This is a genomic window from Streptomyces eurocidicus, assembly GCF_002891295.1.
Taxonomy (GTDB): domain Bacteria; phylum Actinomycetota; class Actinomycetes; order Streptomycetales; family Streptomycetaceae; genus Streptomyces; species Streptomyces eurocidicus.
The window spans coordinates 62,548-83,851 of sequence record NZ_LGUI01000001.1; the positions used below are offsets into that span (position 1 = coordinate 62,548).

Below are 21,304 nucleotides of genomic sequence, written 5' to 3' on the forward strand. Positions count from 1 at the left end.
GCACCGTCCGCCCGGCGCCCGTCAGATGCCGTACGCCCGGCGCGCCTGCCCCACCTGGTGGAGCACCTGCCGCAGTACGCCGCTGCCCGCCGGGGCCAGCGAGGGCTCGTACGTCCACGCGTGCCCGACCCAGGGGTCGGCGAGGTGGTCGTCCGGCAGCGGGGTGATCCGCAGCAGGGCGCGCCAGAGCGGGTCCAGCACCGGCCCGTAGGCGCGGGCGTCCTCGCGGTCGGCGACCATCATCAGATGCACGCCCACGGCCGGCCCCTCGTCCGCGAGGTAGCGCAGCTGGGTGACGGCCCGGTCGTCGAAGCCGTGCGGGAAGTCGTTGACGACGAGCAGCTGCTCGGCGGTGTCCAGGTCAGGCGGCAGCGAGTCGGCGGCTCCGCTGCGGACGGCCATCTGCACCAGGTCCACCCGTCGCGTCAGCCGCTGGAGGGTCTCGGAGACGCCCCGCGCCCCCGCCGCCGGGGCGTCCCGGAGCGCCCCCGAGCCCAGCAGCGGCGCCAGCGCACCACCCGCCGCCCCCGCCGGGTCGATGACGTGCAGCGAGAAGTCGCCCACCGGGTAGACGGCCAGCAGCCGGGCGGCCGTGGCGACGGCGGTGTCCATGGCGCGACGGCGCAGCTCGGCGGAGTCCACCGGGCCCGCCTCCCGGCCGGACGGGCGCCCGCTGTCGATCCACAGCCCGCGCTCCAGCGGCAGCCGGATCAGCATGGGGATCCGCAGGTCGGGACGCTCCGGCAGATGGAGGTCGCCCAGGCGCAGCGCCATCGGCGTCTCCAGGGACGTCTGGAACCCCTGCCAGACGGGGTTGTCCCAGCGGGCGAAGGCCGGGGGCAGGGCGTGCTCGACGACCTCGGACTCGGCGACGAGCTGGGCCAGGTCGCGGTCGAGGACGGCGCGGGCCTGGCCGACGAGGTCCGCGCGCTTGGCACGGGCCTCCTCCCGGGCGGCGTCGGCGGCGGGGCCCACCCGGGTGCGCGGGTCGGAGAGCGCCTTGTCCAGCTCCCGCTCCAGGCGGGACTCGGCGAAGTCGACGGCGCTGCGGTAGGCGGCCGTGGACCGGGCGAGGTCCTCGAACATGCCCCACACCTGGTTGTAGAGCCGCTCGTTCATCGTCCAGCCCGTGGCGTCGCCCGCGACGGGCGGGGCGGGCCGGCCGGGCTCGGCGGGCGGGGCGGCGGGGCCGGGCGGGCGGCGCGGTGGTCTGCCGGCCGGGGTGCCGGTAGCTGACGGGGCCCGTGGCGGGCGGTACGGGGGCGGCGGCGCTCCCCGCACCGCCGGAGGCGGCGGGGTCCGGGTCCGCGTGGCCGGGGTCGTGGGTCGCCCCGGCAGCACGGGAGTCGCCGGGGCCCGGGCCTCCGGAGCCGGCGGCCCGGGCCGTACGGCGCTCCCCCGCGTCTCCCCCGGCCGCGGGAACGGGCGGCGCGGCGACGGAGCGGGCCATGCCCCGGGTCACGGCGTCGTTGACGGCCGCGGCCGTCTCGGCGGCGGAGTCGAGGCCCTGGTCGAGCAGCATGGCCGTGAGGCCGCCCGCGTAGCCCTGCCCGACGGCCCGCACCTTCCAGGCGCCCTGCCTGCGGTAGAGCTCCAGGGCGACGACGGCCGACTCGGTGTCCAGGTCGGTGAGGGTGTAGCTGGCGAGCTCGGCGCCGCCCCGTCCGGTGACGGCGACGAAGGGCGCGGCCATGGCGCCGAAGCGGGCCGGGCCGCCCGTCCCTTCCGGCAGGGCGAGCAGCACATGGAGGCGGTGCGCGGGCTCGGGGAGGGCGTCCAGGTCGACGGCCAGCCGGTGCTCGGCGGCGGCCTGCCGGGACACCTCCAGACCGGGGAGCCGGTGCGCGGCGGGGTGCGCGACCCATTCGGCGCCCGGCACCCTGCCATCGGCACCGCTGAGGGTGGCACCCGCGACGACCGGGCCGCCCGCGGAGATCCGGATCTCCAGGCGGGTCTCCGACAGCGGGTGGTTCTGCCCCCGCACCAGCTCGGCCGTCATTCCTGTGCCCCCTTGTCGTGGTGGTTCCCGGCCGTGCGTGTCACGCAGCGCGCTCGGTGGTGTGCTCGCCGCCCACCGTGGCGGGCGTGCCGTTCGGGCCCCGGGTGCCCGCGGGCCCGGTGGAGGCAGTCTCCACCGGGCCCGGTCGTTCATCCGTACGCACGGGGCGACCGTGGCGTACGTACCGCTCGTAGCGCTGTCGTGCCCTACAGGCTCGGCAGGATCGCCGGCATGAGGTCCTGGAAGGTCCGGCCGTTGGCCGGGGTGCCGATGGCGGTCATCGCCCAGCCGGCGCCCGAGCGGTGCACCTTCGCCATGATCTGCGCGGTGTACGCGCCGCCGCCGTCGAGGGTGTAGCGGGCCAGCTCCTGGCCGTTCGTCTCGTCGACGAGGCGGCAGAAGGCGTTCTGCACCTCGGCGAACGTCTGGCCGGTGAAGGAGTTCACCGTGAAGACGATCTGGTCGATGTGGACGGGGACGCGCTGGAGGTCGACGAGGATCGCCTCGTCGTCGCCGCCCTTGCCGGCACCGCCGACCAGGTTGTCACCGGTGTGGCGCACGGAGCCGTCGTCGCTGACCAGGTGGCGGAAGAAGACCACGTCCACCGGCTGGTCACCGGCGAAGAGCACCGCCGAGGCGTCGAGGTCGATCTCCTTCGTGCGCGACCCGAACAGTCCGCGGCGGGGAGCCGACTGCCAGCCGAGCCCCATCCGCACCGCGGTCAGGGTGCCCCCGTCGGCCTTCTGCAGGCTGATGCCCTGACCCTTGGACAAGTTGACCGTCACGCGCAGTCCCTTTCTCGTTTACCGCTTCCCCGTGGGCCGCGCGTGCACGCGGCCTCCTCGAACGACCCTATGCACTGCCGCGGGCCGGTCGCGCATCCGGGCGGGGTTTGTGGCGGCATTGCAACATGCCGCCGGGGCGGCGGCGGAAGGGGTGGCGGCCCGTCAGGCGAGACCGGCCTCCCGCATCTGCCGCAGCTCCTTCTTCAGCTCGCCCACCTCGTCCCGCAGCCGCGCGGCCACCTCGAACTGGAGCTCCGCCGCGGCGGCCCGCATACGGTCGGTCATGTCCTCGATGAGCTGGGCCAGTTCGGCGGCGGGGCGGTCCGTGGCCACCACGGCCTTCTTGCCCTTGCCCTTGGCGCCGGCCTTGCCCTGCTGTCCGCCGCCCGCCGCCGTGGGCACGGGCGCCTTGCCCTTGCCCTTGTCCTCGCGATAGCCCGTGCCCAGCAGCTCCTGGGTGTCGATCTCCTCCCGGGCCAGGGAGGCGACGATGTCGCCGATCTTCTTCCGCAGCGGCTGCGGGTCGATGCCCCGCTCCTTGTTGTACGCGATCTGCTTCTCCCGGCGGCGGTTGGTCTCCTCGATCGCCTTCTCCATCGCGGGGGTGACCTTGTCGGCGTACATATGGACCTGGCCGGAGACATTGCGCGCCGCGCGGCCGATGGTCTGGATCAGGGAGGTGCCCGAGCGGAGGAAGCCCTCCTTGTCGGCGTCCAGGATCGCGACCAGGGACACCTCCGGCAGGTCCAGGCCCTCCCGGAGGAGGTTGATGCCGACCAGGACGTCGTACTCGCCGGCGCGCAGCTCGCGCAGCAGCTCGATGCGGCGCAGCGTGTCGACGTCGCTGTGCAGATAGCGCACCTGGATGCCGAGCTCCAGGAAGTAGTCCGTGAGGTCCTCGGCCATCTTCTTGGTGAGGGTGGTGACCAGGACGCGCTCGTCCTTCTCGGTGCGCGTGCGGATCTCGTGGACGAGGTCGTCGATCTGGCCCTCCGTCGGCTTGACGACGACCTCGGGGTCGACGAGGCCGGTGGGGCGGATGATCTGCTCCACGAAGCCGTCGCCGCGGGACAGCTCGTACTTCCCCGGGGTCGCGGAGAGATAGACCGTCTGGCCGATGCGCTCGGTGAACTCCTCCCACTTCAGCGGGCGGTTGTCCATGGCCGAGGGCAGCCGGAAGCCGTGCTCGACGAGCGTGCGCTTGCGGGAGGCGTCGCCCTCGTACATCGCGCCGATCTGGGGGACGGTGACGTGCGACTCGTCGATGACGAGGAGGAAGTCCTCGGGGAAGTAGTCGAGCAGGGTGTTGGGCGGGGAGCCGGGCTCGCGGTCGTCCATGTGCAGCGAGTAGTTCTCGATGCCGGAGCAGGAGCCGATCTGACGCATCATCTCGATGTCGTACGTGGTGCGCATGCGGAGCCGCTGGGCCTCCAGGAGCTTGCCCTGCTTCTCCATCCGGGCCAGGGTCTCCGCCAGCTCGGCCTCGATGCCGGCGATGGCCTTCTCCATGCGCTCGGCGCCCGCGATGTAGTGGCTGGCGGGGAAGACGTAGAGCTCCCGGTCCTCGGAGATGACCTCGCCGGTGAGGGGGTGCAGGGTGGAGAGCGCCTCGATCTCGTCGCCGAACATCTCGATCCGGACGGCGAGCTCCTCGTAGACCGGGAAGATCTCGATGGTGTCGCCGCGCACCCGGAAGGTGCCCCGGGTGAACGCCAGGTCGTTCCGGGTGTACTGGATCTCCACGAAGCGGCGCAGCAGCTGGTCGCGGTCGATCTCCTGGCCGACCTCGAGCGGCACCATCCGGTCGACGTACTCCTGCGGGGTGCCGAGGCCGTAGATGCAGGACACCGAAGCGACCACCACGACATCACGCCGCGTGAGCAGGGAGTTCGTCGCGGAGTGGCGCAGGCGCTCGACCTCCTCGTTGATCGAGGAATCCTTCTCGATGTACGTGTCCGACTGGGGGACGTACGCCTCGGGCTGATAGTAGTCGTAATACGACACAAAATATTCGACTGCGTTGTTCGGCAGGAGCTCACGGAACTCATTGGCGAGCTGCGCCGCGAGGGTCTTGTTGGGCGCCATCACGAGCGTCGGCCGCTGGAGCTTCTCGATCATCCACGCGGTGGTCGCGGACTTGCCGGTGCCGGTCGCACCGAGCAGGACGACGTCCTTCTCACCTGCGCGGATGCGTCGTTCCAGCTCGGCGATGGCGGTGGGCTGATCACCGCTGGGCTGGAAGGGGCTGACGACCTCGAAAGGTGCCACCTTGCGTTCGATCTTCGATACGGGCCGCATGGAACCACCGTACGGCTCCCCACTGACAACGGCCGGGCACCGGGCGTTCCGCGGTCGTTTCCCGGACGAACGCGCGGCGAAGATCGGGCAAAAGGTCTCCCGGCCGGAGTGCCCCGGCCCCCGAGATCGCGTACTTGTCTGATGTACGCCCCATCCCGTACACCAAGGGGCCGGGACGCCGCCGCGCGCCCCGGTTCCGCCGTGTCCAGACGCCGCGAGGAGCCCGTATGCGCATCCGCCCCGTCTCCACCGTGACCTGCGCGTTGCTCGGTATGACCACGCTCTTCCTCGCCACCCCCGCGCACGCCGCCGCCCCGGCCGCCGCGCGGACGCGGACGCCCGTCGCCATCGGCCACCGGGGCGTCCCGGTCCAGGCCCCGGAGAACACCCTCGCCTCGATCGACCGGGCGGCCCGCCTCGGCGTCCGCTGGGTGGAGAACGACGTCCAGCGCACCAAGGACGGCGCCCTGATCGTCATGCACGACACCACGCTGAAGCGGACGACCGACGTCGAGAAGCGCTTCCCCGGCCGGGCGCCCTGGCGGATCGCCGACTTCACCCTCGCGGAGATCCAGAAGCTCGACGCGGGCAGCTGGTACGACCGCGGCTTCGCCGGGGAGCGCGTGCCCACGCTCAAGCGCTACCTCCAGCGCGTCGACCGGAACCACCAGCGGCTGCTGCTGGAGGTCAAGGCGCCGGAGCTCTACCCCGGCATCGAGCGGCAGCTGGTCACCGAGCTCCGCCGGGCCGGCTGGCTCGACCAGGACCATGTCAAGCGCGACCTGGTCGTCCAGAGCTTCAGCGCGGCCTCGCTGAAGACCTTCCACGGACTGCGCAAGGACGTGAAGACGGGCTTCCTGGGCGCCCCCAAGGTCTCCGAGCTCGGCGCGTACGCGAAGTTCGCGGACCAGATCAACCCGAGCCACCGGAGCGTCACCGCCGCGTGGGTCCGGGCCGTGCACACGGTGAAGGGCGCGCACGGCAGGAGGCTGGAGGTCTCGGCGTGGACCGTCGACGACGGCGACCGGGCCGTGGAACTGGCCCGCATGGGCGTCGACTACATCATCAGCAACGCCCCGCACAGGGTGGCGGAGGCGCTCGCGGAGGACGAGGACGACTACGCGCCGGACTACTCGGCGTTCTCGTTCCTCGACGAGCTGTGACGCACGGGGAGGCGCGGGGAGGCGACGGCCTCCGGCGTACGCTGACAGGGTGACGGACACGGATCAAACCCCTCCGGCGGGGCCCCTGGTGTGGGCGTGGACGACGGCCCGCACCTCCATCGGCCCCGTCGGACTGGCGGCGACGCCCACGGGGCTGCTGGAGGTCGCCTTCGCCGCGGACGGCCCGACGTCGGCGCGCGCCGTCGCCCGCCTCACCCGCCGCCTGGGCACCGCCCCCGGAGCCGCCCCCACCACCGCCCACGAGATCCTCGCCGAGGCCACGGCGGAACTCACGGCCTACTTCGCCGGCCGCCGCGAGACCTTCTCCGTCCCCCTGGACTGGTCCCTGACCTCGGGCTTCAACCGCCGGGTACTGCGCGAGCTCGCCGCCCACGTCCCGTACGGCACCGTGGTCAGCTACCAGGACCTGGCCGACCGCGTGGGCGAACCCGGCGCCGCCCGCGCCGTCGGCACCGCCATGGGCGGCAACCCGCTGCCGATCGTGGTGCCCTGCCACCGCGTCGTCGAGAGCGGCGGCGGCCTGGGCGGCTTCGGCGGCGGCCTGGAGACCAAACGAGCCCTCCTGACCCTCGAAGGCGTCCTCCCCGAACCGCTGTTCTGAGCGGGGCCGGACCCTCCCGAACCGCTCCGGCCGTTCCCCGCCCTTTCTCCCGACCGGGTGGATGCTGGTAGTGGGAGATGGTCGCCATGCGTACGGGCAGTGAGCCGGCGACCGCGCGCAGCGCCCTGCGGCTGCGGTGCGGGCTGGCCGTGTGGGGGCTGGTGTGGGCCGTGGTGGGTACGGGGCTCTTCGTGTGGACGGGGCATCCGGGGTGGGCCATTGCCTGTGGGGTGCTCATCGTGGTCACCGCCGTCGATCTCGCGCTGGTCGTCCGGCACATCCGGCAGGGGCCGCACTACCAGCCGGGGCGGGACATACCCCCGTACGAGCCGGTGCGGGAGGAACGGCGGAAGCCCTAGCCCCGGGTGCCGGGCGGGTCGGGACCTCCGGCCCACCCGGTGTGCGGGGCCCCGCGTGACGGGCCGCCCCTGAGGGCGCGGGTCAGCGGAGGCCGGGGCCGTCCGGCTCCGGCGGGGTCGCGAGGAGGCGGCGGGCCTCGGCCTCATGGTGCTCGCGCTCGGCCGCCGGCATCCGCTCCCACTCGGCGTGGGCGGCGGTGGCCGCACGGCCGAGCGCTTCGGCGTAGGCGTTCGTCCGCAGGCACTCCCGCAGGCCCATCCGGCCGCCGAGCACCTCTTCGGCCATCTCCTGGAGCACCGGACCCGCCCCGCCCCGGGCGAGCGCCCGCAACGAGGTGTGGAGCATGCGCGCGCGTGCCGCGTCGCGCCCCGGGGTCACGAACTCCTCCGGCCCCACCTGATGTTCGGTCACTTCGCGTCCTCCCGCCGGGGAACGGGGCCGTCGGTCATACGGCCGGGTGGTGGTAGGCGTGCTGGGGCAGCGGGAAACCGTCGAGCCGCGTGGCGACCTCCCCGGCGAGGCGGCCGAGGACACCGCAGCTCGCGTTCATGACGAGCTGCGCGTGGTTGATCGTCTTCGTGATCCGCGCCCACTCCGCCAGAATGACCTCCGCCTCCACCGCGCCCAGCGCGTATCCGGTCGCCGCGCCCCAGCCGGTCCACGACAGCGCCGACGCGGCGGACTCCGCGATGTACCAGCAGACGGCGGCGTCGACCAGCGCGCCCAGAGCCTCCCCGACGGTGTCCGCGGCGGCCGACACGGTCCGGGCGACGGCCAGGTACTCCACGCCCATCCGCGTCAGCGAGCCCTGGATCGCGTGCAGGTCCTTGCCCAGGGCGGCGAAATACCCGCCGGCGGCCTCGGCGGCGCTGCCGTCCCAGACCCGGTCGAGGTCGCGGTTCCCGTCCTCCAGGTTCCGCGCGAGGTCACCGCACGCCTTCCCCAGGTCGTCCCACACCCCGGCACAGGCCGCGTACGTCCTCCACTTCCCCGCGAAGACCTGCTGGACCTCCTCCATGGAACCGTCGGGAAGCATCAGTTCGGCCAGCTTGAGCAACCACGACCCCGGGCTGAGGAACGCGCACACGTCGTTGAGCGCTTCGAGGGGATCCACGAAGCCCTCGGGCGCTTCGGGAGGCCCGAGGCGATCGACGGGCCGGGCGGTGTCCGTGAAGCTCATACGGGGCCGGCACCCCGCCCCGCCACTGTGTCGTACGCCGCCGCCTCCCGCACCGTCCCCGCGTGCGACCCGGCCGCGTCCATCCTCGCCGCGAGGGAGAGGTCGGTGCGCCGGTAGTAGGCCACGGACTCCTCGATCCCGCCCGCCGAGCCCTTCAGCACGTCGGCGAGGTGCCCCAGCGCCCCGAGAACGGTCTCCCGCAACTCCTCGTGGTGCCCGACCACGAACCCGAACGCGCCCTCCTCCAGCAGCTCGATCTTGGTGTGCCGCTCGGCGTGGGCGAGCATGTCGTACGCGTCGTCGGCGGCCCGGCGCAGCTGCCCGGCGAACCTCTCCAGCTCCCCGGGCTGTACCCGCAGTGTCATGCCGCTCCCTCCCGTCCATCCGTCCGTCCGCCTGCCGGTCGGGGGGATCTTATGGGGGTGGGGAGGGGTGGTTCGGGGCGTTGGGGTCCGGGGCGGGAGTGGGCGGGGGTGGGATCCCTTGCGGTGCGGGTGGGGGCGGGGTTCAGGTGCCGGGTGTTACATCACCCGATATGACGAACTGGGTGGGGGTGATGACGGGTGGTGCCGCCGCTGCGCGGGGCCTTATCCCCACCCCGCCCCTTCCCGAACCGGGGCTCCGCCCCGGACCCCGTTCCGCGCTTCGCGCGGTGGCCTCAATCGCCGGCCGGGCTGAATCGTTGCCCGGACCGGGCAGAAACTTCAGCTCCGGACAGGGGGCGAAATCCAGCCCGTCCGGCGTTTGAGGACACCGCGCGTCAGCGCGGAAGGGGGCCCGGGGGCTTGCCCCGGTTACGGGAAGGGGCGGGGCTGGGGAAAGCCCCCGCAGGGGCTACACCCGTCACCCCGCCCGCCCCGCCCCACCAACTCCCCCAAACCTCCCGCACCCGCCCCTCCAACTCCCCCACCGACCCATCGTTCTCGATCACGAGATCCGCGATCGCCAGCCGCGCCTCCCGCGTCGCCTGCGCAGCCATCCGCGCCCGCGCCTCGTCCCGCGTCATGCCGCGCAGTCCCACGAGCCGGTCGAGGCGCGTCTCGGTGGAGGCGTCGATGACGACGACGAGGTCGTACAGCGGGGCGAGGCCGTTCTCGGCCAGGAGGGGGACATCGTGGACGATCACCGCGTCGGGGCCGGCCGCCGCTTCCAGTTGGGCGGAGCGTTCCCGGACGAGCGGGTGGACGATGGCGTTGAGGGCGGCGAGGCGCTCCGGGTCCGCGAAGACGATCGCGCCGAGCGCCGGGCGGTCGAGGCTGCCCTCGGGGGTGAGGACGCCGGGGCCGAACTCGGCGACGACGGCCGCGAGTCCGGGCGTGCCCGGCTCCACCACCTCGCGGGCGATCTTGTCGGAGTCCACCACCACGGCGCCGTACGACGCCAGGAGCCGGGAGACCTCGCTCTTGCCCGCGCCGATTCCACCGGTCAGACCAACGGACAACATGACCACGCCTCCGCCTCGCACTGCCCCGCGGGAAGCGGGGAGGAACACAGGCCGGCACCGGAGCACCGGGACGCGGGACGGGCGCGGCCTGTCGCGCAGCCTATCCGATCAGCCCGTCTCGCCTTCCCGGTCGGCAAGGAAGCGCTCGAACTCCGCGCCCAGTTCGTCGGCGGAGGGCAGTTCCACCGGCTCGGCCACGAGGTTGCCCCGGGTCTCGGAGCCGGCCACCGCGTCGTACTGGTGCTCAAGTCCCCGGACGAGGGAGACGAGTTCCTCGTCGCCGTCGGAGATCTGACGCTCGATCTCCTCCTGGGTACGCAGCGCCTCCGTGCGCAGCGAGTGCGCAGCGTTCGGCAGCACGAGGCCCGTGGCGGCGGTGATCGCCTCCAGGGCGGTCAGGGCCGCGTCGGGGTAGGGCGAGCGGGCGACGTAGTGCGGGACGTGCGCGGCGACGCCGAGCACATCGTGGCCGGCCTCCGCCAGGCGGTACTCGACGAGCGACTCGGCGCTGCCGGGCACCTGCGCCTCGTCGAAGAAGCTGCGGTGACCGGGCATCAGGTCCGTGCGGTTGCCGTGCGGCGTGATGCCCACGGGACGGGTGTGGGGGACGCCCATGGGGATGCCGTGGAAGTTGACCGAGAGCCGCACACCGAGCCGCTCCACGAGCTGGCGGACGGCCGCCGCGAAGCGCTCCCACTCCACGTCCGGCTCGGGGCCGGTGAGGAGGAGGAAGGGCGCGCCGGTGGCGTCCTGTGCCAGCCGCAGTTCGATCTTCGGGGTCTCATAGGCGCTCCAGCGGTCGCGCTGGAAGGTCAGCAAGGGGCGCCGGGCCCGGTAGTCGATGAGCCGGTCGTGGTCGAAGCGGGCGACGACCTGGTGCGGCAGGCTGTCCAGCAGCCGTCCGACGATCAGTTCACCCGTCGCTCCGGCGTCGATGTAGCCGTCGAAGTGGTAGAGCATGACCAGGCCGGCCATGTCCTGGGCCAAGGCCAGGTCGGCCACGGCGAGCCCCTTGGGCTCCCATTCGTACAAACCCTGCGGATCCAACACAGTGACCGTTCCTCCTCATGTTCCGTACGGGGGAACGCGCGGGGAGGGTCCGGCAATTCCCGCGGCCGTGGGGCGCAACACGGCGGACACACTTCCCGGCCGGGGGTCGCGAGGCGGACGCGGGCAAGCGATAAGGCCCGCCCCCCGAAGGGGACGGGCCTTATCTCAGTCAGCTGTCAGCTGCTGCCGGTCAGAGCCTCAGCTCTGGCCGCCGGCGAGCTTCTCGCGGAGCGCGGCGAGCGCCTCGTCCGACGCCAGGGCGCCGGAGTTGTCGGCCGACTCCGAGGAGTACGAGCCGCCGGAGACGTTGCCACCGGTGGAGGCGGCGGCCGGAGCGGCAGCGCCCTCGGCAGCGGCCTGCTCGTCGGCCTCGCGGGACTTGATGACCTGCGCCTGGTGCTGCTCGAAGCGCTGCTGCGCCTCGGCGTACTGGCGCTCCCACTCCTCGCGCTGCTTCTCGTAACCCTCGAGCCAGTCGTTGGCCTCGGGGTCGAAGCCCTCGGGGTAGATGTAGTTGCCCTGGTCGTCGTAGGACGCGGCCATGCCGTACAGGGTCGGGTCGAACTCGACCACGGACGGGTCGGCACCGAAGGACTCGTTGGCCTGCTTCAGCGAGAGGCTGATGCGACGACGCTCGAGGTCGATGTCGATGACCTTGACGAAGATCTCGTCGTTGACCTGGACGACCTGCTCCGGGATCTCCACGTGGCGCTCGGCCAGCTCGGAGATGTGCACCAGGCCCTCGATGCCCTCGTCGACGCGGACGAACGCACCGAACGGAACGAGCTTGGTGACCTTACCCGGGACGACCTGACCGATCTGGTGGGTCCGGGCGAACTGCTGCCACGGGTCTTCCTGCGTCGCCTTGAGCGACAGGGAGACGCGCTCGCGGTCCATGTCGACGTCGAGAACCTCGACGGTGACTTCCTGACCGACCTCGACGACCTCGGACGGGTGGTCGATGTGCTTCCAGGAGAGCTCGGAGACGTGGACGAGACCGTCGACGCCGCCGAGGTCCACGAACGCACCGAAGTTGACGATCGAGGAGACGACGCCGGAGCGGACCTGGCCCTTCTGCAGGGTCGTGAGGAAGGTCTGGCGGACCTCGCTCTGGGTCTGCTCCAGCCAGGCACGGCGGGACAGGACCACGTTGTTGCGGTTCTTGTCCAGCTCGATGATCTTGGCCTCGAGCTCCTTGCCCACGTAGGGCTGGAGGTCGCGGACGCGGCGCATCTCGACCAGGGAGGCCGGGAGGAAGCCACGGAGGCCGATGTCGAGGATGAGACCACCCTTGACGACCTCGATGACGGTACCGGTGACGATCCCGTCCTCTTCCTTGATCTTCTCGATCGTGCCCCAGGCACGCTCGTACTGAGCGCGCTTCTTGGACAGGATGAGACGACCCTCCTTGTCCTCCTTCTGGAGAACCAGGGCCTCGATCTCGTCGCCGACCTTGACGACCTCGTTCGGGTCGACGTCGTGCTTGATCGAAAGCTCGCGGGAAGGGATGACGCCTTCGGTCTTGTAACCGATGTCGAGCAGGACCTCGTCCCGGTCGACCTTCACGATGACGCCGTCGACGATGTCGCCGTCGTTGAAGTACTTGATCGTCTCGTCGATCGCGGCGAGGAAGGCTTCCTCGTTACCGATGTCGTTGACCGCAACCTGCGGGGTGGTGGCGGTGGTCTCGGTGCTGCTCGTCATGTGGGAAAAGGCTCCGGTACGGACAGTGAGTCGTAGGTACTGCTACGCCGAGAGCCCGTATCGCACCGCCGAAGCCGGACAGCCTTAGAGGCGCACTACCCGGGGACCCAGGGAAATCCGAGGACTTCCCGAAGGCTCCCGAAGAAGATCGAAAGCGCCTCGACAACCGAGGGGACATACAACAAGTGCGAGCGTGACCTGCTCTGTCTGAGGCGCGCAGGCCCGCAGCGCAACTTGTAGCATACGGGGGCAGCCGGGCACGGTCAATGCGCGAAGGCGCACACCCGGGACGAAACCCGCCATAACGGGCACAACTTATGTTTTGCGAGGCCACGCGGGCCCCGCCGCACCCCGGAGCTTCACGCTCGGGTGTCCCAGAAGATACGACATAGTCCGATGAACCACTACTGCCGAGGGCACGACGGTCGAAATGATCCAAGAGTACGAACCGGAAGCGACCCGACGGGCCAGCGGCGAGGCCGAGAGCAGCCGGGCCAGCCGGGGCTGGTGGGACCGTAACGCCGACGAGTACCAGACCGAGCACGGCGCCTTCCTCGGCGACGACCGCTTCGTCTGGGGCCCGGAGGGTCTCGACGAGGCCGACGCCCGCCTCCTCGGCCCGGCGGAGGAGCTGAAGGGCCTCGACGTCCTGGAGATCGGCGCGGGCGCCGCCCAGTGCTCCCGCTGGCTGGCCGCGCAGGGCGCCCGGCCCGTGGCCCTCGACCTCTCCCACCGCCAGCTCCAGCACGCCCTGCGGATCGGCGGCGACGTCCCGCTGGTGGAGGCGGACGCGGGGGCGCTGCCCTTCGCCGACGGCTCCTTCGACCTCGCCTGCTCCGCCTACGGGGCGGTCCCCTTCGTCGCCGACCCGGTGCGGGTGATGCGGGAGGTGCGCCGGGTGCTGCGGCCGGGCGGGCGCTGGGTCTTCTCCGTGACCCACCCCATCCGCTGGGCGTTCCCGGACGAGCCCGGCCCCGAGGGCCTTTCCGTGGCGGCGTCCTACTTCGACCGCACGCCCTACGTCGAGCAGGACGAGCACGGGCGGGCCGTCTACGTGGAGCACCACCGCACGGTCGGCGACCGGGTGCGCGACGTGGTCGCGGGCGGTTTCCGGCTGGTGGACCTGGTGGAGCCGGAGTGGCCCGCCTGGAACACGCAGGAGTGGGGCGGCTGGTCCCCGCTGCGCGGGAACCTGATCCCGGGCACCGCGATTTTCGTCTGCGCGCGCGACTAGCGCGAGACTGGGCGGGTGATCCGCACCGACGCCCTCGAACAGCTGCCCGTACGTTCCGCCCTGCCCGCCCTGACCCGGGCGCTCGACGAGCGGGGCGTGGCGGTGCTGTGCGCCCCGCCCGGCACGGGAAAGACGACGCTGGTGCCGCTCGCCCTCGCCGGCCTGACCGGGCAGGAGGGGCCGGAGGGTGCTTCGGCCGGGCGGCCCCGGCGGGTGCTGGTCGCGGAGCCCCGCCGGATCGCGGCGCGGGCCGCCGCCCGGCGCATGGCCTGGCTGCTGGGCGAGCCGGTGGGCGAGCGGGTGGGCTTCACCGTGCGCGGCGAGCGGCGGGCCGGGCCCCGCACGGTGGTGGAAGTGGTCACCACCGGTGTGCTGCTCCAGCGCCTCCAGCGCGACCCGGAGCTGGCCGGCGTCGGCACCGTGATCCTCGACGAGTGCCATGAGCGCCATCTGGACGCGGACACCGCCGCCGCCTTCCTGCTGGACGTAAGGGCCGCGCTCCGGCCCGAGCTGCGGCTGGTCGCGGCGTCCGCGACGACGGACGCGGAGGGCTGGGCCCGGCTGCTGGGCGACGCCCCGGTGGTGACGGCGCGGGGGACGTCCCACCCGGTGGACGTGGTGTGGGCCGCGCCGGACCGGCCGGTACGGCCGCCGCACGGGATGCGGGTGGACCCGGCGCTCCTGGAGCACGTCGCGGGTGTGGTGCGGCGGGCCCTGCGGGAGCGGGAGGGCGACGTGCTGTGCTTCCTGCCGGGCGTCGGCGAGATCTCCCGGGTGGCCGGCCGACTGGGCGGGCCCGGGGCGCTGGGCGCCGAGGTCCTCCAGGTGCACGGGCGGGCCCCGGCTGAGGTGCAGGACGCGGTGCTGGCGGGCGGCTCGGGCGTCCGCCGGGTGGTGCTGGCGACCTCGGTGGCGGAGTCCAGTCTGACCGTGCCCGGGGTGCGCGTGGTGGTGGACTCCGGTCTGGCGCGCGAGCCGCGCACGGACCACGCGCGCGGCCTGAGCGCGCTGACGACCGTACGGGCGTCCCACGCCGCCGCCCGGCAGCGGGCGGGCCGTGCGGGGCGCGAGGCGCCGGGCGTGGTGTACCGCTGCTGGACCGAGGCCGACGACGGCCGGCTGCCCCGCTTCCCCGCCGCCGAGATCACCGTCGCGGACCTGACGGCGTTCGCGCTCCAGGCCGCGTGCTGGGGCGACCCCGACGCGACGGGTCTCGCCCTGCTGGACCCGCCGCCGTCCGGGGCGATGGCCGCGGCCCGGGAGGTGCTGACCGCCACGGGTGCGGTCGGTCCGGACGGCCGCCCCACCGACCGGGGCCGCCGGATGGCCCGGCTGGGCGTCCATCCGCGACTGGCGCGCGCCCTGCTCGACGGCGCGCGCGAGGTCGGGGCGCGCCGGGCGGCCGAGGTGGTCGCCCTGCTGAGCGAGGAACCGCCCCGGGACTACGGGGACGACCTGGCGGCGGCGTGGCGCGCGGCCCGGCGCGGGAACGACGCGTACGGCGCCCGGTGGCGCGCGGAGGCGAGACGGCTGGAGGGGGCGCTCAAGGGGGGCGCGGGGCCCTACTCAGGCGGCCGGGACGGGGGCTCGGGGGACGGCGGTCGCGGAGTTTCCTCGGACGACGCCGTCGCCGGGCTCGTGACCGCGCTCGCCTTCCCCGAGCGCGTGGCCCGGCTGCGCGGCGAGGGCGCGTACCTCATGGCCTCGGGCACCGGGGCCGCGCTGGGCGACGGGTCTCGGCTGCGCAGCGCGCCGTGGCTCGCGGTGGCCGTCGCCGACCGGCCCGTCACGGCGGCCTCGGCGCGGGTCCTGCTCGGCGCGGTGATCGACGAGGACACGGCCCGGAGCGCGGCCCGCGCCCTGTACGCGGAGGGCGAGGAGGTCCACTGGTCCGAGGAGCGGCGCGACGTCGTGGCCCGGCGCGTCGAGCGGCTGGGCGCGGTGGAGCTGGCCGAGCGCCCCCTGACGGCCCCGGACCCCGCGCTCGTACGGGCCGCCCTGCTCGACGGCCTGCGGAGCGAGGGCCTCGGCCTGCTGCGCTGGCCGGACGGAGCGGCGGGGCTGCGCCAGCGGCTGGCCTTCCTCCACCGCGAGCTCGGGGAGCCCTGGCCGGACGTGTCCGACGAGGCCCTGCTGGCGGGCGCGGAGGACTGGCTCGGCTGGGAGCTGGGGCGGGCGCGGAGGCGGGCCGATCTGGAGCGGCTGGACGCGGGCAAGGCGCTGGAGCGGCTGCTGCCGTGGGCGAGCGGGGCGGCCGGGCGCCTGGACGAGCTGGCGCCCGAGCGACTGGAGGTGCCGAGCGGCTCCCGGATCCGGGTGGACTACGGCGCGTCGCAGCCCGTGCTGGCCGTCAAGCTCCAGGAGCTGTTCGGCCTCCAGGAGACCCCTCGCCTCGCGGGCGGCCGGGTCCCCGTGCTCGTACACCTGCTGTCCCCGGCGGGGCGTCCGGCGGCGGTGACGGCGGACCTGGCGTCGTTCTGGCGGGAGGGGTACCGGGCGGTACGCGCGGAGCTGCGGGGCCGGTACCCGCGGCATCCCTGGCCGGAGGACCCTTCGGCGGCGGTGGCGACGCGGCGGACGAACGCGCGGCGGTGACGCGGCTTCGCCCTGGCCCCTCGTCCTCAATCGCCGGACGGGCTGATTTCAGCCCGTCCGGCGATTGAGGACATTCGGGAAGGGGCGGGTAGGGGAAAAAGCCCCGCGCAGCGGCACCACACCCCCACCCCGCTCACCTCACGGCAGATACCGCTCCACCGCCGCCGCCCCCTTCTCCTCGATCAGTCGCTTCGCCGCCTCGACCCGCTCCGGCGTGACGTCCCGGCCGGACGCCATGACCAGGTCCTCCGGGTCGAACGGCCGCTCGCCGCCCGTGTACAGGCGGCCCGGCCGGGACGTGGTGGACGTGTCCTCGGGGCTCTCCTTCACGGTGGCCCTCCTCTGTTCAGCGGCCCCCACCGGGGGTCGGCTGTTCGAATGTCCCTCCATCCTGGGACATACCCACCCCGATCGCACGCCGATCTCCCGGCGGATCCGGGGCACCGGCCCGCGCGCGGCGGGAGCGGGCCTCCAGGACGAGCGCCAGGGTCAGCAGGGCGGTGCCGAGGCCCGCGAATCCCCAGGGGAGGTAGGTGGTGAGGAGGAGGACGAGCCGCCGCTGCGAGGTGACGAGGTCGACCGTCGCGTCGAGGTAGTCGGGGCGCATCTTCACATGGCCGGCGAAGGCGGTGATGGGCTCCTTCTCGGGGTGGCCGGTCCAGCGCATCTCCTCGCGGTGGACCTCCTCGCCGTTGACGGGCGCGCCGGTGACCGGGTCGACCCAGAACATGCGCTTGGTGGTGTACCAGCGCTCCAGGCCGAGCTGCCGGACGGCGTCGGGGGTGATGCCGAGCGGCAGGGTCTTCGGCAGGGGCACCTCGGTCCAGGGGATCGTCTGCTCGAAGTAGTAGACGTCCAGGCCGCGGAAGGCGCGGGTGCCCCGGTAGTGGATGGGGGCGGACGTGCGGGTCTGCATGTCGAAGTAGCGGTAGTCGCGCTTCTCCACGAGGAAGGGCCATTTGTAGGCGATGCCGTCGCGGCGTACGGGGGTGCCGTCGACGTGCTCGCCGCCCGCGTGCACGGGCTGCTGGCTGTGGGCGTCGAAGACGTAGCGCTCGGGGATCCGCGAGACCATCGCGCCGTCGGGTCCCGCGGCGAAGGTGAGGGTGTCCCAGACGACGACGTCACGGCCGGTGGCCGCGCGGACCTTCGCCGCCTCCTCCGTGTTGCCCTTGAGGGTCTGGATCATGGTGACCTTGGGGACGGTCTTCGGCTTCAGCGTGGCGTAGTCGATGAGGGTGGCGTCCTTCGCCTCCATGACGACCGCCTGGTACCGGCATGCGGGGACCTTGGCGAGCCGGGGGAAGGCGTACCAGCGCAGGAGCGGTGCGAGGGCGGCGAGGAAGACGGCGAGGGCGAGGAGGACCAGGCTCGCTCGGCGGCGCACGGCGCGCTCTCCCCGCGCCTAGGGGTGCGCGGGGGCGGAGGTGAGCAAGGGCTCGGGCGAGGTGTGCCCGCGTGGCGGCCCGACGCCGGTGACGATGAGGACGAGGGCGACGGCGGCGACGAGTCCGACGGCCGCGGCGGCCAGTGCGCGCATGCTCGGCCTCCAGAACTGACGGGGCATCAGGGCTGGGGCACGGTATCAACACGGGACGAAGATGAGAACACGTAACGCCCCCGCCTGAAGGCTAGGGGGCGTTACGGGCCACCGTTACGGGCCACCGTTACGGGCCACCGCCACGGACCACCGCCACGGACCACCGCCACGGACCACCGCCACGGACCACCGCCACGGACCACCGCCACGGACCACCGCCACGGACCACCGCCACGAGCCACCGCCACGGACCACCGCCACGGACCACCGCCACGGACCACCGCCACGGACCACCACCACGAGCCACCACCACGAAACCGCGCCGACGTGCGGCAAGCGGCAGGAGCGGGAGCCGCACGACCCGGCCGCCCGTCGGCCTGCGGCGGCAGGGCCGCCCGGGCCGACCCGGGCCTGCCCAGTGGCACCCGGTGGCACCCGGCGGCGGGCACACCACCACCCCGGGACCACCCGCCCCGCACCCCCGCACCCCGCCCGGGTCCGGACCCGAACCGGACCCGGACCCCCAGACGATCAGTGCGCCGCCGACTCCCAGTCCGCCCCGACGCCCACCGAGACGTCCAGCGGCGCGCGCAGCGACACCGCACCGGCCATCTCCCGGCGGACGAGCTCCTCCACCCGCTCCCGCTCGCCCGGCGCGATCTCCAGCACGATTTCGTCGTGCACCTGGAGCAGCATCCGCGAGGTCAGGCCCGCCGCCTCCAGCGCCTGGCCGACCCGCAGCATCGCGACCTTCACGATGTCGGCGGCCGTGCCCTGGATCGGGGCGTTCAGCGCCATCCGCTCGGCCATCTCGCGGCGCTGGCGGTTGTCGCTGTTGAGGTCCGGGAGGTAGCGGCGGCGGCCCAGCATCGTCTCCGTGTAGCCCGTGACACGGGCCTCCACGACGACCCGCTGGAGATAGTCCCGCACCCCGCCGAACCGCTCGAAGAAGGTGTCCATCAGCTTGCCCGCCTCGGCGGGCGCGATGTTGAGCTGCTGCGAGAGGCCGAACGCCGACAGACCGTAGGCCAGCCCGTACGACATGGCCTTGATCTTCCGGCGCATCTCCGGGTCGACCTCGCTCTTGGCGACGCCGAAGACCTGGGAGGCCACCGTCGTGTGCAGGTCCTCGCCGGAGGCGAACGCCTCGATCAGGCCCTCGTCCTCGGAGAGGTGGGCCATGACGCGCAGCTCGATCTGGCTGTAGTCGGCGGTCATCAGGGACTCGAAGCCGGACCCGACGACGAAGCCGCGGCGGATGGCCCGGCCCTCGTCCGTGCGCACCGGGATGTTCTGCAGGTTCGGGTCCGTGGACGACAGCCGGCCGGTGGCCGCCACCGTCTGGTTGAACGTGGTGTGGATCCGGCCGTCGGGGGCGATCGCCTTGATCAGGCCCTCGACCGTGGACCGCAGCTTGGCCTGCTCCCGGTGCCGGAGCATGATCACCGGGAGTTCGTTCTCCGTCTGGGCGGCGAGCCAGGCCAGGGCGTCGGCGTCCGTGGTGTACCCGGTCTTGGTCTTCTTCGTCTTCGGCAGGCCCAGCTCGCCGAAGAGGACCTCCTGGAGCTGCTTGGGCGAGCCCAGGTTGAACTCGCGGCCCGCGGCGGCGTGCGCCTCCACGACGGCCTGCTGCACGGCGGCCGCGAACTGCTGCTCCATCCGCTCCAGCCAGCCCCGGTCCGCGGCGATGCCCGCCCGCTCCAGGCGGGCCAGCAGCGCGCTGGTCGGCAGCTCGACGTCGGTGAGCAGCTCGGCCGCGCCCACCTCCTCGATCCGGCCCGTGAACGCCGCGCCGAGGTCGAGCACCGTGCGGGCCCGGCCCATCAGGGCGTCCGCCTCGGCCTGCTCGTCGGCGCCGAAGGCCAGCTGGCCGTCGCCGGCGGCGGCCGTGGCCAGCTCACGGCCCAGGTACTCCACCGACAGGGCGTCCAGCTCGAAGGAGCGGCGGCCCGGCTTCACCAGATAGGCGGCCAGCGCCGTGTCCATCGTGACGCCCTCGACCGACCAGCCGTGCTCGGCGAAGACCCGCATGGCCGACTTGGCGTCGTGCATCACCTTGGCCCGGCCGGCGTCCGCACTCCACGCGGCGAACGCCCGCTCGTCGGCCTCGTCCAACTCGGCGGGGTCGAACCAGGCGGCCGGGCCCTCGCCCGTCGCCAGCGCGATCTCGGCGACCCGGCCGCTGCCCTGCGACCAGGAGTCGACCACGGCCACGCCCAGCGGGCCCGCGGCGTGCCCGGCCAGCCACGGAGCAAGCTCCCCGGTGGCCAGCACGACGCCGTCCACCTCGGCCCCGGCGGCCGGCGGCGCCTCCTCGGCGGCGGCCTCCCCGCCCGGGTCGGCGGCCAGCAGGCGGTCCCGCAGACCCTGGTTGCGGATCTCCAGGCCCTCCAGGAACGCGGTCAGCGCCGTGCGGTCGTACGCCGCGCGGGCCAGGCCCTCCGGGCCGACCGGCAGCGCCACGTCCCGCACCATCTCGGTGAGGCGGCGGTTGAGCTTGACGGCCTCCAGGTGGTCCCGGAGGTTCTGCCCGGCCTTGCCCTTGACCTCCTCGACCCGCTCCACCAGCTCCGCGAACGAACCGAACTGGTTGATCCACTTCGCGGCGGTCTTCTCGCCGACGCCCGGGATGCCCGGGAGGTTGTCCGACGGGTCGCCGCGCAGCGCGGCGAAGTCCGGGTACTGCGAGGGGCTCAGGCCGTACTTCTCCTGGACCTTCTCGGGGGTGAAGCGCGTCAGCTCCGAGACGCCCTTCGTCGGGTAGAGCACCGTGACGTCGTCGGAGACCAGCTGGAAGGAGTCGCGGTCACCCGTGACGATCGAGACGTGGAAGCCCGCCGCCTCGGCCTGTGTGGTCAGCGTGGCGATCACGTCGTCGGCCTCGAAGCCGTCGACCGCGAAGCGGGGCACCTTCATCGCGTCGAGCAGCTCGCCGATCAGCTCGACCTGACCCTTGAACTCGTCGGGCGTCTTGGACCGCGTCGCCTTGTACTCCGGGAACTCCTCCGAGCGCCACGTCTTGCGGGAGACGTCGAACGCCACCGCGAAGTGCGAAGGCTTCTCGTCACGCAGCGTGTTCGCCAGCATGGACGCGAAGCCGTACACCGCATTGGTCGGCTGGCCCGCCACCGTCGTGAAGTTCTCCGCCGGCAGCGCGAAGAACGCCCGGTACGCCATGGAGTGCCCGTCCATCAGGAGCAGGCGGGGGCGGTCCCCCTCCACTGCCTCGGTGCCGGTCGCTGCGCTCATCTTCGTTCCCTTCGCTGCCACGCCCCCGATCCTGCCACGGCCCACTGACAATCCGGGCCGCGCCGCCCTCGCCGGCCACCC

17 protein-coding genes and 1 pseudogene are annotated in these 21,304 nt (G+C 73.1%); 5 read left to right on the forward strand and 13 right to left on the reverse strand.

Annotated elements, in window-relative coordinates:
- Window positions 1-21: 21 nt before the first annotated feature.
- The 3 genes and pseudogenes from AF335_RS00265 to uvrB all read right to left on the reverse strand — a co-directional run bounded on the left by AF335_RS00265 (window position 22) and on the right by uvrB (window position 5,082).
- Window positions 22-1,999 (reverse strand): annotated as a pseudogene (locus AF335_RS00265) (TerD family protein).
- A 206-nt stretch (window positions 2,000-2,205) separates the two neighbouring features.
- Window positions 2,206-2,784, reverse strand: coding sequence for a TerD family protein (locus tag AF335_RS00270; RefSeq protein WP_102916227.1), 579 nt, complete (start codon window positions 2,782-2,784; stop codon window positions 2,206-2,208).
- A gap of 162 nt (window positions 2,785-2,946) precedes the next feature.
- A complete protein-coding gene (gene uvrB / locus AF335_RS00275; protein WP_102916228.1) occupies window positions 2,947-5,082 on the reverse strand; it encodes an excinuclease ABC subunit UvrB in 2,136 nt (711 codons plus the stop codon).
- A gap of 227 nt (window positions 5,083-5,309) precedes the next feature.
- Here uvrB and AF335_RS00280 point away from each other — a divergent pair, with 227 nt between their 5' ends.
- The 3 genes from AF335_RS00280 to AF335_RS00290 all read left to right on the forward strand — a co-directional run bounded on the left by AF335_RS00280 (window position 5,310) and on the right by AF335_RS00290 (window position 7,226).
- Window positions 5,310-6,245 (forward strand): glycerophosphodiester phosphodiesterase, encoded by a 936-nt coding sequence (locus tag AF335_RS00280; protein WP_102916229.1) that lies wholly within the window; start codon window positions 5,310-5,312, stop codon window positions 6,243-6,245.
- 85 nt (window positions 6,246-6,330) lie between these two features.
- On the forward strand, window positions 6,331-6,867 hold the full coding sequence (locus AF335_RS00285) for a methylated-DNA--[protein]-cysteine S-methyltransferase (RefSeq protein WP_170127578.1): 537 nt from the start codon (window positions 6,331-6,333) through the stop codon (window positions 6,865-6,867).
- Between the two features lie 86 nt (window positions 6,868-6,953).
- On the forward strand, window positions 6,954-7,226 hold the full coding sequence (locus AF335_RS00290) for a DUF6343 family protein (RefSeq protein WP_102916956.1): 273 nt from the start codon (window positions 6,954-6,956) through the stop codon (window positions 7,224-7,226).
- Window positions 7,227-7,308: 82 nt separating this feature from the next.
- Here AF335_RS00290 and AF335_RS00295 read toward each other — a convergent pair whose 3' ends face one another.
- The 6 genes from AF335_RS00295 to rpsA form a co-directional block, all read right to left on the reverse strand.
- Window positions 7,309-7,638, reverse strand: coding sequence for an HMG-box domain-containing protein (locus AF335_RS00295; protein ID WP_102916231.1), 330 nt, complete (start codon window positions 7,636-7,638; stop codon window positions 7,309-7,311).
- Between the two features lie 34 nt (window positions 7,639-7,672).
- Entirely contained in the window at window positions 7,673-8,407 is a 735-nt protein-coding gene (locus AF335_RS00300; protein ID WP_102916232.1) for a hypothetical protein, read from the reverse strand.
- Window positions 8,404-8,772: a hypothetical protein gene (locus AF335_RS00305; protein WP_102916233.1), complete on the reverse strand. Its 369-nt coding sequence runs from the start codon at window positions 8,770-8,772 to the stop codon at window positions 8,404-8,406. The genes AF335_RS00300 and AF335_RS00305 overlap by 4 nt, the downstream gene beginning before the upstream one ends.
- Window positions 8,773-9,167: 395 nt before the next feature.
- Window positions 9,168-9,851 (reverse strand): dephospho-CoA kinase, encoded by a 684-nt coding sequence (coaE, locus tag AF335_RS00310; RefSeq protein WP_102916234.1) that lies wholly within the window; start codon window positions 9,849-9,851, stop codon window positions 9,168-9,170.
- A gap of 108 nt (window positions 9,852-9,959) precedes the next feature.
- Window positions 9,960-10,901 (reverse strand): PAC2 family protein, encoded by a 942-nt coding sequence (locus tag AF335_RS00315; RefSeq protein ID WP_102916235.1) that lies wholly within the window; start codon window positions 10,899-10,901, stop codon window positions 9,960-9,962.
- A gap of 198 nt (window positions 10,902-11,099) precedes the next feature.
- A complete protein-coding gene (gene rpsA, locus AF335_RS00320; RefSeq protein WP_087928573.1) occupies window positions 11,100-12,605 on the reverse strand; it encodes a 30S ribosomal protein S1 in 1,506 nt (501 codons plus the stop codon).
- A 430-nt stretch (window positions 12,606-13,035) separates the two neighbouring features.
- Between rpsA and AF335_RS00325 the strand changes: the two genes are divergently transcribed.
- Together AF335_RS00325 and hrpB are read left to right on the forward strand one after the other, a co-directional pair.
- Complete coding sequence (locus tag AF335_RS00325) at window positions 13,036-13,839, forward strand: class I SAM-dependent methyltransferase (RefSeq protein WP_102916236.1); 804 nt, start codon at window positions 13,036-13,038, stop codon at window positions 13,837-13,839.
- Between the two features lie 15 nt (window positions 13,840-13,854).
- Window positions 13,855-16,434, forward strand: a complete 2,580-nt coding sequence (gene hrpB, locus AF335_RS00330) for an ATP-dependent helicase HrpB (protein WP_102916237.1) — start codon at window positions 13,855-13,857, stop codon at window positions 16,432-16,434.
- 138 nt (window positions 16,435-16,572) lie between these two features.
- Here hrpB and AF335_RS00335 read toward each other — a convergent pair whose 3' ends face one another.
- The 4 genes from AF335_RS00335 to polA form a co-directional block, all read right to left on the reverse strand.
- Window positions 16,573-16,764 carry a hypothetical protein gene (locus AF335_RS00335; protein ID WP_102916238.1) on the reverse strand — a complete coding sequence of 64 codons (192 nt, stop codon included), beginning with the start codon at window positions 16,762-16,764 and terminating at the stop codon, window positions 16,573-16,575.
- Window positions 16,765-16,780: 16 nt separating this feature from the next.
- Entirely contained in the window at window positions 16,781-17,821 is a 1,041-nt protein-coding gene (gene pgfA / locus AF335_RS00340; RefSeq protein WP_102916239.1) for a cell envelope lipid trafficking protein PgfA, read from the reverse strand.
- An 18-nt stretch (window positions 17,822-17,839) separates the two neighbouring features.
- Window positions 17,840-17,974 (reverse strand): SPW_0924 family protein, encoded by a 135-nt coding sequence (locus AF335_RS33760; protein ID WP_107503469.1) that lies wholly within the window; start codon window positions 17,972-17,974, stop codon window positions 17,840-17,842.
- 531 nt (window positions 17,975-18,505) lie between these two features.
- Window positions 18,506-21,223, reverse strand: a complete 2,718-nt coding sequence (gene polA / locus AF335_RS00345) for a DNA polymerase I (RefSeq protein WP_184743175.1) — start codon at window positions 21,221-21,223, stop codon at window positions 18,506-18,508.
- Between the last annotated feature and the right edge of the window lie 81 nt (window positions 21,224-21,304).